General features: G+C 63.6%; 14 protein-coding genes, 1 pseudogene and 1 riboswitch. Of the genes and pseudogenes, 8 read left to right on the plus strand and 7 right to left on the minus strand.

All coding sequences use genetic code 11. The features are described from left to right. The first annotated feature begins 17 nt into the window (after positions 1–17). A complete protein-coding gene (locus KZJ38_RS34455) occupies positions 18–548 on the plus strand; it encodes a cytochrome b (protein WP_219801485.1) in 531 nt (176 codons plus the stop codon). 15 nt (positions 549–563) lie between these two features. On the opposite strand, the gene KZJ38_RS34460 is transcribed toward KZJ38_RS34455, so the two are convergent. Continuing rightward, positions 564–854 (minus strand): DUF1488 family protein, encoded by a 291-nt coding sequence (locus KZJ38_RS34460; protein WP_219801486.1) that lies wholly within the window; start codon positions 852–854, stop codon positions 564–566. A 531-nt stretch (positions 855–1385) separates the two neighbouring features. Here KZJ38_RS34460 and KZJ38_RS34465 point away from each other — a divergent pair. The 3 genes and pseudogenes from KZJ38_RS34465 to KZJ38_RS34475 all read left to right on the plus strand — a co-directional run bounded on the left by KZJ38_RS34465 (position 1386) and on the right by KZJ38_RS34475 (position 5105). Further along, positions 1386–3421 (plus strand): annotated as a pseudogene (locus KZJ38_RS34465) (sigma-54-dependent Fis family transcriptional regulator). A gap of 38 nt (positions 3422–3459) precedes the next feature. After that, entirely contained in the window at positions 3460–4626 is a 1167-nt protein-coding gene (locus KZJ38_RS34470; RefSeq protein WP_219801487.1) for a VIT1/CCC1 transporter family protein, read from the plus strand. A gap of 179 nt (positions 4627–4805) precedes the next feature. Continuing rightward, positions 4806–5105: a 2Fe-2S iron-sulfur cluster-binding protein gene (locus KZJ38_RS34475; protein ID WP_219801488.1), complete on the plus strand. Its 300-nt coding sequence runs from the start codon at positions 4806–4808 to the stop codon at positions 5103–5105. A 65-nt stretch (positions 5106–5170) separates the two neighbouring features. Here the strand turns inward: KZJ38_RS34475 and KZJ38_RS34480 are convergent, their stop codons facing one another. Both KZJ38_RS34480 and KZJ38_RS34485 read right to left on the minus strand, forming a co-directional pair. Then, positions 5171–5497 (minus strand): helix-turn-helix domain-containing protein, encoded by a 327-nt coding sequence (locus tag KZJ38_RS34480; protein ID WP_219801489.1) that lies wholly within the window; start codon positions 5495–5497, stop codon positions 5171–5173. Beyond that, entirely contained in the window at positions 5481–5744 is a 264-nt protein-coding gene (locus tag KZJ38_RS34485; RefSeq protein WP_425518396.1) for a type II toxin-antitoxin system RelE family toxin, read from the minus strand. The genes KZJ38_RS34480 and KZJ38_RS34485 overlap by 17 nt, the downstream gene beginning before the upstream one ends. A 348-nt stretch (positions 5745–6092) precedes the next feature. Here KZJ38_RS34485 and KZJ38_RS34490 point away from each other — a divergent pair, with 348 nt between their 5' ends. Next, positions 6093–7337: an NAD(P)/FAD-dependent oxidoreductase gene (locus tag KZJ38_RS34490; protein WP_219801490.1), complete on the plus strand. Its 1245-nt coding sequence runs from the start codon at positions 6093–6095 to the stop codon at positions 7335–7337. A 57-nt stretch (positions 7338–7394) separates the two neighbouring features. On the opposite strand, the gene KZJ38_RS34495 is transcribed toward KZJ38_RS34490, so the two are convergent. Further along, on the minus strand, positions 7395–8339 hold the full coding sequence (locus tag KZJ38_RS34495) for an AEC family transporter (RefSeq protein ID WP_219801491.1): 945 nt from the start codon (positions 8337–8339) through the stop codon (positions 7395–7397). A gap of 100 nt (positions 8340–8439) precedes the next feature. Between KZJ38_RS34495 and KZJ38_RS34500 the strand changes: the two genes are divergently transcribed. Next, positions 8440–9381 carry a LysR family transcriptional regulator gene (locus KZJ38_RS34500; protein ID WP_219801492.1) on the plus strand — a complete coding sequence of 314 codons (942 nt, stop codon included), beginning with the start codon at positions 8440–8442 and terminating at the stop codon, positions 9379–9381. Here KZJ38_RS34500 and KZJ38_RS34505 read toward each other — a convergent pair. Together KZJ38_RS34505 and KZJ38_RS34510 are read right to left on the minus strand one after the other, a co-directional pair. Next, a complete protein-coding gene (locus tag KZJ38_RS34505; RefSeq protein WP_219801493.1) occupies positions 9378–10121 on the minus strand; it encodes a CbtA family protein in 744 nt (247 codons plus the stop codon). The two genes, KZJ38_RS34500 and KZJ38_RS34505, sit on opposite strands and share 4 nt — an antisense overlap. Positions 10122–10135: 14 nt before the next feature. Continuing rightward, positions 10136–10363 (minus strand): CbtB domain-containing protein, encoded by a 228-nt coding sequence (locus KZJ38_RS34510; protein WP_219801494.1) that lies wholly within the window; start codon positions 10361–10363, stop codon positions 10136–10138. A 41-nt stretch (positions 10364–10404) separates the two neighbouring features. Further along, positions 10405–10549, minus strand: a riboswitch (cobalamin riboswitch). A 59-nt stretch (positions 10550–10608) separates the two neighbouring features. On the opposite strand from KZJ38_RS34510, the gene KZJ38_RS34515 reads away from it, so the two are divergent. Further along, a complete protein-coding gene (locus tag KZJ38_RS34515) occupies positions 10609–11214 on the plus strand; it encodes a histidine phosphatase family protein (RefSeq protein ID WP_219801495.1) in 606 nt (201 codons plus the stop codon). Positions 11215–11370: 156 nt separating this feature from the next. After that, positions 11371–11895 (plus strand): hypothetical protein, encoded by a 525-nt coding sequence (locus KZJ38_RS34520; protein WP_219801496.1) that lies wholly within the window; start codon positions 11371–11373, stop codon positions 11893–11895. 159 nt (positions 11896–12054) lie between these two features. Here the strand turns inward: KZJ38_RS34520 and KZJ38_RS34525 are convergent, their stop codons facing one another. Beyond that, entirely contained in the window at positions 12055–13287 is a 1233-nt protein-coding gene (locus KZJ38_RS34525; RefSeq protein WP_219801497.1) for a dienelactone hydrolase family protein, read from the minus strand. Positions 13288–13367: the final 80 nt, after the last annotated feature.

The following is a 13367-nucleotide window of genomic DNA, read 5'->3' on the forward strand; positions in this document are numbered from 1 at the left end:
GGTCAAGGAGCAAATGCATGTCCGCTTACGCGACGCAGGAACGCTACTCGAAGCCTGCGATCTTTTTTCATTGGGCCATTTTTCTGCTGGTCGCGACTGCGTTTTTCGCGATTGAAATTCGCGGACCGAAAGGCAGCGACAGCCGCGCGCTGTGGACCGCCGTGCATATGTGGGCCGGCGCGCTCGTGCTGTCGCTCGCGGTGCTGCGGCTCTTGTGGCGTCTGTGGCGCGGTGCACCTGCCGAAGTGGAAGTGAATGCGCTTCTGACCTTTCTCGCGCGGCTCGTTCATCTCGCGCTATACGTGTTTATCTTCGCGCAGCCGCTGCTCGGGATTCTGATGGTCAACGCAGGCGGTCATCCGGTCACGCTTGCCGGGACTGATTTTCAGATCGTGCTGGTAGGCGCCGACCCGGGCGCGCGGCACGCGCTGCACGCGGCACACGTGTGGCTCGGCAACGCGTTCTATTGGGTCATTGGCCTGCATGCGCTGGCGGCGATCGCGCATCAACTGCTATTCAGGGATCGCACGCTGCAGCGAATGATGTAACCCACCACTTCTGGATTACGAGCGCACGTTCGCCTCGTAAAACCGGACATACCCGCTGCGCAACACCGCGCATTGCGCGCGTGTCTCGGACAGCAGCCGGCGCGTCGCGGCTTCGATACGCGAGCGGTGCGTATCGAACGCGCCGAGCATGTCTTCGAAGCGCGGCGACGCCGCGCCGAAGTGGTCTTCCAGTGCTTCAGCCGTAATCGTGCATTCCACCCTTTCACCATCGACCATTGCCGTAAAAGCCACGGTCAGCTCTCGCCCTGAATATTCAGGGGGCTCGTTCGGAAAAATGATCTGCATGGGAATTGCCTGCCGGGTAGAACACCGTTACCAAGGCCGCGCCTGCCCTTCGGGTACCTCCGTCGTGGCACGCAGGCGCGGATCGAACCGCCGCGAACTGTGCGCGAGCGCACCGCCGAAACGATTTCATTTACTTTAGACGACTTCCGCCGCGCCGCAAGTTTTCCGTTGACGCACCCCATCGCGGTGCCTGAAGGCGGCGAAACAAGCCCTACTGCGGTGCAAAATCACCCAGCGCATGACGCCGCGCTTGCGCTCGCGGCGGCGCTACGTGAGTTGTGCAATCGAACGAATAACACTTCTAATCATTGCCTGCGCCGAAAGAACCGCAAGCGGCGCCTGGCCGGCCGTGTCCGACGGACGCGGCGTCCTGTAAGATGACCGGTGACCGGCAATCGTATGCTGCAGTGCCAAATAAATGGCACGAAGACACGACGAAGCCGGCCGCCTCCAGGCGGCCCGGCTTTGCATTCCACCGGAGACAAGCCTGTGAATCGTCGTCCTGCTGTTGGACAACCCGTTGGGCAAGCCATCGGACAGCCCCTCGGACAGCCAGTTGGACATCCCGCGGCTCAACTCGACGTGATCGCCCAGGCGCACGCGCGCTCGCGCAATTTCGGTCTGCATGCGCACGAGGCGCCGGATTTCCATCCGCTGCGGCATACCCAGTTGCAGGACGTCGTCGAGCGCAACCAATCGCTCTACTCGCACGCGCTGCCCGTCATGGAAACGCTGCACGCGCAGATCGTCGACACGCAAAGCATGGTGCTGCTGACGGACAACCACGGCGTGATCCTGCACAGCCTCGGCGATAGCGACTTCGTCGAGAAAGCGCGGCGCGTGGCGCTGTGCCCCGGCGTATCGTGGGCCGAGGCCGACCGCGGCACCAACGCAATCGGCACCGCGCTCGCGGACGGGCGGCCGACCGTCGTGCACGGCGGCGAGCACGTTCTGCATGCGAACCGCATCCTCTCCTGCTCGTGCGCACCGATTGTCGACCCGTACGGCCAAACCATCGGCGCACTCGACGTAAGCGGCGATACGCGCGGCTTTCACAAGCACACGCTTGCGCTGGTGAGGATGTCCGCGCAGATCATCGAGAATCACCTGTTTGCGAACCGGTTTGCCGATGCCGTGCGCGTGCGCTTCCATGCGCGCGCGGAATTTATCGGCACGCTGTTCGAAGGGCTCGCCGCATTCTCGCCTGCCGGCCGCTTTCTCTCCGCGAATCGCAGTGCGCTATTCCAGTTCGGCCGGCCGCTTGCCGCACTCGACCGGCAACCGTTCGATGCGCTGTTCGGCGCGCCGTTCGCGGCGCTCGTCAACGAGGCGGAGCGCGCGCCGGGCGAATGCATGACGCTGACCTTGCCGAGCGGCGTGCGGGTGATCGCGCGAGCCGAGCACCGTGCGCGGCCAGCGTTCGTCGCGGGCGGCCTCAGTGGCCACGACCGTGACCACGCCCGTGACCACCACCGCGACCATCGTTACGACCGGGACGACAGCGCATCGGCGAACCCATCGACCGGCGCCGGACACGCCTATCCGGACCCGCGCGCCGTGACTTTCGCGACGCTCGATACCGGCGACGCGAGAATGGCGGACGTTCTGCGCCGCGTCGAAAAGATAGGCGGCCGCGACATTCCGTTGCTCGTGCTCGGCAAGACGGGCACCGGCAAGGAATGGCTCGCGCGCGCGTTTCATTGCGAATCGCCGCGCCGCGCGGCGCCGTTCGTCGCTGTCAATTGCGCCTCGCTGCCTGATACGCTGATTGAAGCCGAACTGTTCGGCTATGAGGATGGCGCCTTCACCGGCGCGCGCAAGCGCGGCAATGCCGGCAAGATCGTGCAGGCCGACGGCGGCACGCTCTTTCTCGATGAAATCGGCGATATGCCGCTGGCACAGCAGGTACGGCTGATGCGCGTGCTGTCGTGCCGCTCGGCGGCACGCGCGCGGTTCCGGTCGATGTCAGGATTATCTGCGCAACGCACCGCAACCTGCGCGAGATGATCGACGCGGGCGCGTTTCGCGAAGACCTGTATTACCGGATCAACGGCCTGGCCGTCACCTTGCCCGCGTTGTGCGAACGCACGGACCTCGCGGCGCTGGTCGACAGGATGCTGGCGGAGCAGCGCCGCGACGAGCCGCGCACGCCAGCGCGGGTAACCCGTAAAGTGCTCGAACTGTTCGGGCGCTGCCTGTGGCCCGGCAATCTGCGGCAACTGTCGAACGTGCTGCGCACCGCCGGCATCATGGCGGAAGGCGCGGACGCAATCGATCTCGAGCATCTGCCCGAGGATTTTCTCGAAGACCATGCGGCCGCGCAAAAACAGGAACTCGACGGCCAGGAAGCGTCGTTCGTCATCGACGGGAATGCGGCGTTGCGCGCGCAGTCGACGTGCTCTTCCGATTCCGTCACGCACCCGCCCGCGCGCATGACCGAATGGCAGGCCGCGCTGATCGAGCAGACGCTGGCGCGGCACGGCGGTAATATCTCAGCAGCGTCGCGTGAACTCGGGCTCGCGCGCAACACGGTGTACCGCTATCTGCGCATGCGCGGCGCGCACTGAGCGCGTTGCGCCGTCCATCGACCGCAAACCGATCGGCAATGGCCACGCGTCACGAACTCAAACGATTCCGCACGAACCTCGCCGACGAACTCGACAGCGCCGCGCTCTACGACACGCTCGCCCGCGTCGAAACAGACGCGGCGCGCCGCGCGGTATTCGCACAACTGGCCGGCGCGGAACGCGAGCACGCGAATATCTGGCTCGATAAACTGCGCGCGAGCGGCGTGCGCGTGCGGACCCACCATCTGAGCGTGAAGACCTGGCTGATGCGCGCGCTGATTCATACGCTCGGCCCGTCATCCGTGCTGCCGGCGCTCGCCGCCGCGGAGACTGCCGATCGCGACAAGTATGCGCATCAACCCGACGCCGCGCAGCTTTCGGCAGACGAGCAGCGTCATGCGGCCGTCATGGAGGCCGTCGTCGCACAAGACATCCAGCGCGCTAGAAGGCTGCTGGGCACTCGCGCGCGGCGGCACCGCACCCCTTCCGTCGCGCGCGCGGTCCAGGCGGAGGCATGGCACAAGGGCGTCGCGTCGGGCAACGATCTGCGCGCCGCGGTGCTCGGCGCAAACGACGGCCTCGTGTCGAACTTCTGCCTGATCATGGGTGTCTCCGGCGCGGGTACGGGCAACAAGGTCATCATGCTGACAGGCCTCGCCGGCCTGATTGCGGGTGCATGCTCGATGGCGCTCGGCGAATGGCTGTCGGTCACGAATGCACGCGAACTCGCGCGCACGCAGATCGCGAAGGAAGCGGACGAACTCGAGCACGCACCGGAAGCGGAACGCCGCGAACTCGTGATGATTTACGAGGCGAAAGGCATCGACCACGCCGAAGCAAAACGCGTCGCCGCGCAAATCATGCGCGATAAACAGAAGGCGCTCGATACACTGACGCGCGAAGAGCTAGGCATCGACCCCGCGGAACTTGGCGGCAACCCATGGTCGGCCGCCGGTGTGTCGTTTTGCCTGTTTTCGCTCGGCGCGCTGTTTCCGGTGCTGCCGTTTCTCTGGGCGCAGGGGAGCACGGCGATTCTCCATTGCGTGGCGCTCAGCGCGTTCGGGCTTGCGGCGGTCGGCGTGTTTACATCGCTATTCAATGGGCGCGGCGCCGCGTTTTCGGCGATGCGGCAGATCGTGATCGGATTGATTGCGGCTGCGTTTACGTTCGGAGTGGGCCATCTGCTCGGGGTGTCGATTTCGTAATCGGGCGTTCTTGCGATCTATTGATCGCGTCATCGCGTCATCGCGTGACCGGGGTCGCATCCTGCGTGTATGAGCCGCCTCGCCACGTGGCCACGTGTTAGCCGCAGTTCCGCTAAACTCCGCTACGCCTTCCCATATCGACCGGCCCAGGCGCTTCTTCGCCACCCCGATCAATTGCAATGCTCGAACCTGACGCGATTTACACCGTCCTTATCGAACCGCTCGGACGCACGTTCGAAGCGCCCGAGTCGCTGACCCTGCTCGAAGCGGCCGCCTTCGCCGGTCTACGTCTGCCGCGCTCGTGCCGCAACGGCACATGCCGCACGTGCCTGTGCAAAATGACCGCGGGCAGCGTGCGCTATCAGATCGAGTGGCCCGGCGTGAGCGCCGAGGAAAAGGCCGAAGGCTATATCCTGCCGTGCGTCGCGATCGCCGAAAGCGACCTTGTGATCGAGGTGACGGGCGTGCAGGAGATGTGAGTATCTGTCAGCTCGCGGCATGGGCCGCGAGCTAAAAGACGTGAAGGAAAAACGGGAAGGAACGATCAGAGGTCGAGTTGATCCGAGGTGATGTCAAGCGCGGCGGCGATCTTGTCACGCGTGGACCGGCGCAGACGATCGCTGCTTTCCTGCTGCGCATAGGCCGATTGGCTAATACCCAGGCGTTGCGCGACTTCGGCTTGCGTCAGGCCCAAATGCTCGCGCCATGCGCGCACAGGCGTCGCGCCGTCGACCGTGCGACTCACCACATCGTGAGGGATCAGGCCGCGTTCGCCGCTGCGTTCGGCCAGATACTGCATGTAGGGAATGACCACGAAAGCCGGCGCACCATCGGCGCCCGTTATAAGTTGAATATTAGTAGGTGCGTTCATCGCGTTTCCTCACTTCCTCGATCTCGACAACCTTGATCTCGCCGTCCCAGTTGAACAGCACCCGAAAGTCACCAATGCGGAGCCGGTAACCGTGCAAATGATTCGTCAAATGCACCACATTCTGGCAAAACGGCATTGACACCAGTGTACTTACGCCATCACGGATCGTGACCTGATGCTGACGGTCCAGCTTGCGTAGTTGCCGGACCGCCTTCGTGGTCCAGTTTATCGAATTCAATGGATTCATTATAAGCAAAAAATAAGTTTAAGGTAAACATAAATTCGCTCTTTTCCGGTTGGTTTTTTTGCACGGTCCACAACGGCATGTCTGCCGCCGTCAGCCTTCTGACCGATCTGCTTGTTAGTGATGCTGACGGTACGAAACATCGGCGCCTGGTGCGCTAACAGGTCCCGCATACTCGCACAACACGCTTGTTTGCGGACCATACGAAAACTCTGAAAAGCGGTCCCGCCTGGAAGCCTTCGCGCCGTGCATCTTTCGATATCGACGGGCACCCTATAATCGCCAGGTCAGCGATCGATATCGCGACGCGACAGCCCGCACCTCGCCCTAATCAACGAACAGACACCCGGCATGGACTTCGACGTCATCGTTCTCGGCGCCGGCATCATCGGCGTCTCATCGGCTGTGCATCTGCAGGACCGCGGGCTGCGCGTCGCGCTCGTCGACCGCCGCGATCCCGGCGAAGAAACGAGCTTCGGCAACGCGGGGCTGATCGAGCGTTCGTCGATCGTGCCGTACGGCTTTCCACGCCAGTTGCGCACCTTGCTGCGCTACGCGCGCAATCGCTCCACCGATCTCTACTGGGATTACAAAGCGCTGCCCTCCTACGCCGGATGGCTGATGCGCTATTGGTGGGAATCGCAGCCGCAACGCCACGCGGCCGCCGCGCGCGACATGCTGCCGCTTATCAGCGCGTGCATCGACGAGCACGACGCATTGATCGCGCGCGCGGGCGCCGGTCAACTCGTGCACGACGGCGGATGGATCGAGGCGTACCGCACTGCCGCCGCGCTCGATAAGGAACGCGTCAACGCCGAAGTCGACGCACGCGAACACGGCCTGCGCGTCGAACCGCTCGATGCAGCCGCACTACGCGCGCGCGAGCCGAGCATCGGCGAAGACATCTGCGGCGGTTTGCATTGGCGCGATCCGAAGAGCGTGCGCAGTCCGGGCGCGCTCGTGAAAAGCTACGCTCGGCTTTTCGAAAGCATCGGCGGTGTGTTCATCCATGGCGACGCGACGACGCTGCGCGCCGAAAGTGGCGCATGGACCGTCGAGACGGCATCCGGGCTCCTGAGCGCGCCGAACGTCGTGGTTGCTCTCGGCCCGTGGTCCGATCTGGTGTTCGAGCCGCTCGGGTATCGCATTCCGCTGCGCGCGAAGCGCGGCTATCACATGCACTATCGGCCGACGCGCAACCCGTTGTCGGTCCCTGTCGTCGATATCGAACGCGGTTATGTCGTGGCTCCGATGGAAGACAACCGGCTGCGCGTCACGACCGGTGCGGAGCTTGCGGCGCGCGGCACGCCGCCCACCGGCATTCAGCTTGCGCGCGTCGAGCCGCTCGCGCGCGCGGCGTTCGGCATCGGTGAACGGCTCGATGCGGCGCCGTGGCTTGGCATGCGCCCGTGCACACCGGATATGCGGCCGGTGATCGGGCCCGCGCCGCGGCATCGTGGCTTGTGGTTCGCGTTCGGCCACAACCATCATGGGCTCACGCTCGGACCGGTCACCGGCCGGCTGCTTGCCGAGATGATGACCGGCGCCGCGCCGTTTACCGATCCGCGGCCGTATCGCGTCGAACGCTTCGGTTAGGGCCGGAGGCGGTCTTCGTGCTGTCGCAAGGGGAACTACCGCGGCTCGAGAGATTCGTCAGAAGCCATGCCGCTGCATGATCAGCAATAGCAACGACAGCGTCACGATTGAAGCAACCGTCGAAAACAGAATGGTCTGCGACGTTACGTGCGCCTCGCGTTGATAGAACTCGGCGAGCATGTACGGCCCCGTACCGGTCGGCAGCGCGGCAAGCAATACCGCGACACCGACCGTATCGGCCGGCAGCGCGAACACCCGCGACGCCATCCACCAGGCGAACGCCGGCTGCACGATCAGCTTGAGCGCGGTGAACACGAACGACGTATTGCGTCCGTTGCCCGCTTGCCGCTTCTCCGCCAGAAAGAGCCCGAGGCTCACGAGTGCGCACGGGCTCGCCGCGCCGGCCAATAATTTGAGGAAGGTCTCGGCACTATGCGGCAGCGTCCAATGCGCGCTCGCCACGAGCGCACCCGCGATCGGCGAAACGATCAGCGGATTTTTGGCGAGCGAGCGCAGCACCTTGAAGCCGAGCTTGTGCGGCGCACGCTCGGTCTGCAATCCGACTTCAATCAGCACGATCGCGAAGGCGAACAGCACGCACGCGACGATGATCGTCGCGATTGTGGTCGGCGTCAGGCTTGCATTGCCGAATACGATCAGCGCGAGCGGAAAGCCGATGTACCCGGTATTCGGATACGACGCCGCGATCGCATCGACGCTCGCATCGGCAAGGTGCCGTCCTTGTACAAGCCGCACGATCAGCACGCCGACAAACAGCACCGCGCACGCGACCGAGAACGTCGCGACGAAACCCGGCTGATCGAGCTGATGCCAGGTGGAATGCGCCATCGTGTCGAATAGCAGCGCGGGCAGCGCAAGCCACACGACAAAGCGGTTCAGTTCGGAAGCGGCGCTGGGCCCGAGCAGATTGCGGCGCCGGCAACCGAAACCGGCGAGGATCAAAGCAAAAACGGGAATCAGGATTTCGAGCGTGGACAACATCGGGTCATGCACTTCGACAGTCGGAAGGCCGTTAGCGTAAACCCGATCAACGATACAATCCAATGCCGATTGAATTGCTCAACAATACCTTTTTTGCATCATGGTCGATGTCAAGCCACTCCGCTATTTCGTCACCCTCGCCGAGACGCGTCACTTTGGCCGCGCCGCCGCGCGGCTCAATCTGTCGCAACCCCCGCTGAGCCGTCAGCTTGCCGCGCTCGAAGCCTCGCTCGGCGTGACGTTGATCGAGCGCAATTCGCGCAGCGTCACCCTGACCGCGGCGGGCGCGCGCTTCTACGCCGATGCGAAGGCGATTCTCGCGGCCATCGATCAGGCCGGCCGCAATGCCCGCGCCGCCGTGCTCGGCGAGCGAGGCGAACTGACGATCGGTTTTACGATGTGCGCCGCTTACAGCGTGCTGCCCACCTACGCACGCCGCTACGGTGCCGCCTTTCCGGACGTCACGCTGAACCTGCGGGAAATCGTCTCGAACGATCTCGCGCCGCAGGTGCTCGACGGGCAGCTCGATGCGGCGATCATGCTGTCGGGCGCCCCACCCCATGGCCTGGCCGCCCGCACCGTGCTTACCGAGCCGCTGTGCGTCGCGCTGCCGCGCCGGCATCCGCTCGCCCGCGCGAGGCGGCTCGCCATTGCGCAGCTTGCGCATGAGCCGTTCGTCATCGCGGCGAGAGAGGTTGGCGAGGGACTGCATACGACGATCGTCGAACACTGCCGCACGGGTGGGTTCGAGCCCGATGTGCGCTTCGAAGTGCGTCTGCAGCAAACCGTCCTGAGTCTCGTCGACGAAGGCGCGGGGGTCGCGCTCGTGCCGACGTCGATGCAGCGTGCTCAACTGGCGGGCGTGGTGTTCAAGTCGCTTGCGCAGGCGCCGTCGATTTCCCAGGTGCTCGTCTGGCTAGCGACGAACCGGAACCCGTGTCTCGCACGGTTTCTCGAGCTGGTCGAACAGGCTACCAATGAAAACGGCCTGCACGGGGTTGCCGTGCAGGCCGCGGAAGGCGGACACCAGCGCGCGCTTTAACCGGCCAGTCGCTGCTCCGGACGCGCCGCGCGCGACAAGCGCTGCAAGCGTTCGGCGAGCGCGCCGAACAGCAAACCGATCGCCGCCCACAACACCGCCTGCATGCCGAGCGCGGCAACACGGAACTTCCACAGTACGACTGCCGGAAACGCATCCGGCACTTCGTTGATGACCGGCAAGCCAGTCTGCACCGCCGCGATGATCACGATAAAGACGAGTCCCGCGACGATCGATCCGTTCCATGCGCCGAAGCGCACAGCCGCGCGACGCCGCACTTTCATTGAAAACACGAGGGCGGTCAGCGAAATGACGATCATCAGGAAATACAGCCCGGTGCGATAGCCGATCGTCTCCGGGTCGCCGACCGACGGCGGATTCGGCGGATACTTGAGCGCCGGTACGATTGCGATTGCAAGGAACGCGCCGAGCGCGAGCCACGCGGACAGTGCACGCACGCTCAACTTCCCGGCGCGGCCATACAGATATGCGAAGGTCAACGAGAAGAGCCCGCCTACAGCAGCGCCATACACGACGACACCGGTAAAGAGGCCGATACCCGCCTGCGTGCCGCGACTCACGAGTTCGGGCTCGGGTGCTTCGCCCTTCGCCGCGTCGGTTTTTTCTTCGAATGAAATAGCCTGGTCGACCTGCGGCTCGCCGACCACGCGCGCCAAACCGAATGTGAGCAGCCCCGCGGCGATGCCTGCGAGCATGCCGCGCACCAGCAATTTACCTACCATGGTTCGCTCCTGCGTCAGTGGCAGGGGAAGCCGAGCAGATGGCGGCCGTCGTGGACGAATTCGTGCACGTACATGCCGGGAATCAGCGAAGTCGCGCCCTGTTCGGCGCCGATGAAATAGAGCGCGAGCAACAACAGCAGGCCGCCGAAGACAACCCACGGCAACAGCTCGCGCAGCGGAATGGGCGTGGGCTGGGCGGCGGGTTCGAGTGCGTCGATCGGCTTGAAAACAGCGTCGGACATGACGGATATCTCCCTGGGGTTACGCGCCCCGATAGTTCGATTGAAGGAAATGGCACGAAGCTGGGTCTGACTCCCGGACCATCGATATGGCCGATTACAGTGGCGCGACCGCGCCGGGCTTGCACCGGCTTCCGCGCTTCGAGTAGCGCTTATTCTACGCGTTAAACTGTGCGGCCTAATGAAAGCTTTTCGCGAGCCGTGCGAATGTGCGCAGGCGTGCGGCCCGTGCACTCGAACGACATGACATGCAGACACGTCTCTGGTTGATCAGCCACGCATCGACTGCGGCGCAACGCAGCGCGACGTTCGCGGACGCGAACGAGCCGCTCGACGCGCGCGGCCTCGCCGAAGCGAACGCGTATGCGCAGCGCGCCCGCTTCGCATTCGACGGTGCACGCGAAGTACGTGCATTGACGAGTCCCGCAGCGTGCGCGCGCGACACGGCACAGGCGCTTGGCTTGAACGCGACAGTCGCCGCCGGGCTTGCCGATACGGATTACGGCGATTGGCGACGCGCGCGCGTCGCCGATATCGTCGTGCAGGCGCCGCAGGCACTGGATGCATGGCTGCGCGATCCAGCTGCGGCACCACCGCGCGGCGAATCGTTCGAAGCGGTTGTCGCACGCGTCGGCGCGTGGCTCGACGCGCTAGCGAATGACGATCTGGCTGATCTCACGGTCATCGCAATTACACATGCGGCCGTGTTGCGCGCGGCGCTCATCCATGTACTGCACGCGCCTGCCGCGGCATTCACGCAAATCGAAATCGCGCCGCTCGCAACAATCGAATTACGGTATTCGAAGCGCGGCTGGGCGTGGTGGCCTGACGCGCGAGCGAACTTGCAGCCATAGCGCGAAGCACCGCCTGGCAAGCGCACATTGCCTTAATCGAAGCCGTAGATAGGCCATTCGGCAGATTTCGCAGCGAACGGCGCACCGGTATCATCGCCCGTCACCCCATAGCCGGTCATAGGCGAGCGGCACAACGATACCGGACGATACCGAGCGATGCCGCTTTACCCGAACATTGATAACGAGATTCGCGCGCACATGAGTCGCATAGCCGAAGGCGAGCGCGTCAAGCCAATTGCCGTCGGCCGGCTGACCGACGATCAGCATCAGGCGATCTCAAGGCTACGGCTTTCCGTCGGACTGCCGGGGCTCGACGATCCTGAAATCTTGCTGCTCGGGCGTCACATCCACCAAAGCCGCGTGGTCAAGGATCAATACCAGCTCGACGACGTTCTATGCCAGATCCGTAGTTCGCTCGCGGAAACATCGGTCGTCCACGGTTCGTCGAAAATGACCGTCGTAAAGAGCACCGTTCCTCGGGCGGACGGTTACGGTTCAATGGTCAGGGATGAGGCTGTGCTTGAACTGCTGGCTCGCAAGCCGAAGGCGGAGTTGTTTTCCGTTATTCCGAAGGGAGACATTCCGCCAGCGAAACGTACGCAAAATCGTACGCAAACCCGCCCGCAAATAACGGGAGACCAGAAAAAGGAAAGGCCGCTCGAGAGCGGCCTGGAAGCTTGATGAATTTGCTCGCCCGGGTAACGAAAAGCTGGTCCGACGCCCCAGCAAATTCAACGGACAAATCGTACCTGTTATCGACGGTTCCCGCAAGCCATCCCGCGATTTGATCGCGGCTAGTCCGCCCAACCGTGCGCGTCCCGCCATCACATAAAACGCGCCTCAACCCGGCTTGTCGTCTCCCCCGCTCATCCCGGGCATCAACGTATCGCTGGGCCGCGCAATATCGAGCACCTTGCGCGCAGACTGAATACCAACCACCGGCAACCCCGCGGTATCGAGCATGCCGATCTGCGCGAGCACGGTCGCCTGATCCCAGTACACATGCAGGTTGTCGATCTTGTCGCCGCGAAAGCAGATCACCGCAACCATTGCGACTTCGAAGTATTTGCCCGTCGGTTCGACGCCCGGCAGCATCCAGTGCATCTCGCATGTGTGCGTACAACGAAACACAAATTCGTCGACGATCCGGTCGACGCCGACCGTGAACGACACCGGCACATGCTGCGCATCGGGCGGAAACGAATGCATGAACTCTTCGACGTAGAAGCGTCTGAGCGATTCGCGGCCGATGCCGCCTGTCATCGTCGGCACGTCGTTGAAGTAGGGATCGTCGACCATCGTCGACATCACAGCGTCGGCGTCGCGCGTGACGTACTTGTGGTACGAGTGCCGCTTCCAGACGCGTTCGATTGCGTAGATCGGCCCCATCGTTTTCTTGAGCAGCGACAACGAACGCGAATACGACAGCGCCGCCGACGGCCGGTCGAATTCGGGGCCGGGCACCGTAAACGCCTCGCCGCACTCGTATTCATAGATCGTCACGCCCGGCTTGTACTCGAACGCCGCGCGGATCTTGCCGCGCATGAGCACGTCGTGCGCGGACGAAATACGCCCGGACAGATGCAGCACCACCGGGCAGCGCAAGCGCCGCGCATCGCTGAGGTGCGCCTCGAGCGAGGCGCCGCAGTAGCCGACCGCACAGTCCACGTCCGTATAGGCCGCCGCGAGCACGGCTAGCTTGCCGCCAGGCCCGAAGCCGAGCACGCCGATCTTGCCGTCGTGCGCCGGATGGTCGCGCAATGCTTCGAAGGTCGAATTGATGTCGTCGACGGCATGGTCGACGTCGAGAAGCCGGTTGAATTCGTGTGCGAGCGTCACGTCGTCGCCGTGACGCTTGAACAACTTGCGCGGCGAGAGCCGCCAGTAAAGATCGGGCACGACCACCACGTAACCCTCTTCGGCATAACGCCGCGCCATCGCCTTGATGGGCTCGTCGATGCCATAAATGTCGTGCAGCAGCACGAGCCCCGGCGCCGGTCTGTGCGCGGGTAATGCAATATGGCCTGCGAAACTCCGGCCATGGCTCGCAGCAATTTCAATCGAATCGTCCATCGTCCATCTTGTTGTTACACCGGTCGGTGATGCGTGAGAGCCAGTCGTTTTCCAGAACGCCTGAGCACATCACTTATTCC

This window comes from Paraburkholderia edwinii, from assembly GCF_019428685.1.
In the GTDB taxonomy this organism is placed as follows: Bacteria; Pseudomonadota; Gammaproteobacteria; order Burkholderiales; family Burkholderiaceae; genus Paraburkholderia; species Paraburkholderia edwinii.

Excerpts from the sequence above, each read along its gene's own strand:
- KZJ38_RS34455 (WP_219801485.1), top strand. The coding sequence starts at position 18 with ATGTCCGCTTACGCGACGCAGGAACGCTACTCGAAGCCTGCGATCTTT.
- KZJ38_RS34460 (WP_219801486.1), bottom strand. The coding sequence starts at position 854 with ATGCAGATCATTTTTCCGAACGAGCCCCCTGAATATTCAGGGCGAGAG.
- KZJ38_RS34470 (WP_219801487.1), top strand. The coding sequence starts at position 3,460 with ATGGCCACGCGTCACGAACTCAAACGATTCCGCACGAACCTCGCCGAC.
- KZJ38_RS34475 (WP_219801488.1), top strand. The coding sequence starts at position 4,806 with ATGCTCGAACCTGACGCGATTTACACCGTCCTTATCGAACCGCTCGGA.
- KZJ38_RS34480 (WP_219801489.1), bottom strand. The coding sequence starts at position 5,497 with ATGAACGCACCTACTAATATTCAACTTATAACGGGCGCCGATGGTGCG.
- KZJ38_RS34485 (WP_425518396.1), bottom strand. The coding sequence starts at position 5,744 with ATGAATCCATTGAATTCGATAAACTGGACCACGAAGGCGGTCCGGCAA.
- KZJ38_RS34490 (WP_219801490.1), top strand. The coding sequence starts at position 6,093 with ATGGACTTCGACGTCATCGTTCTCGGCGCCGGCATCATCGGCGTCTCA.
- KZJ38_RS34495 (WP_219801491.1), bottom strand. The coding sequence starts at position 8,339 with ATGTTGTCCACGCTCGAAATCCTGATTCCCGTTTTTGCTTTGATCCTC.
- KZJ38_RS34500 (WP_219801492.1), top strand. The coding sequence starts at position 8,440 with ATGGTCGATGTCAAGCCACTCCGCTATTTCGTCACCCTCGCCGAGACG.
- KZJ38_RS34505 (WP_219801493.1), bottom strand. The coding sequence starts at position 10,121 with ATGGTAGGTAAATTGCTGGTGCGCGGCATGCTCGCAGGCATCGCCGCG.
- KZJ38_RS34510 (WP_219801494.1), bottom strand. The coding sequence starts at position 10,363 with ATGTCCGACGCTGTTTTCAAGCCGATCGACGCACTCGAACCCGCCGCC.
- KZJ38_RS34515 (WP_219801495.1), top strand. The coding sequence starts at position 10,609 with ATGCAGACACGTCTCTGGTTGATCAGCCACGCATCGACTGCGGCGCAA.
- KZJ38_RS34520 (WP_219801496.1), top strand. The coding sequence starts at position 11,371 with ATGCCGCTTTACCCGAACATTGATAACGAGATTCGCGCGCACATGAGT.
- KZJ38_RS34525 (WP_219801497.1), bottom strand. The coding sequence starts at position 13,287 with ATGGACGATTCGATTGAAATTGCTGCGAGCCATGGCCGGAGTTTCGCA.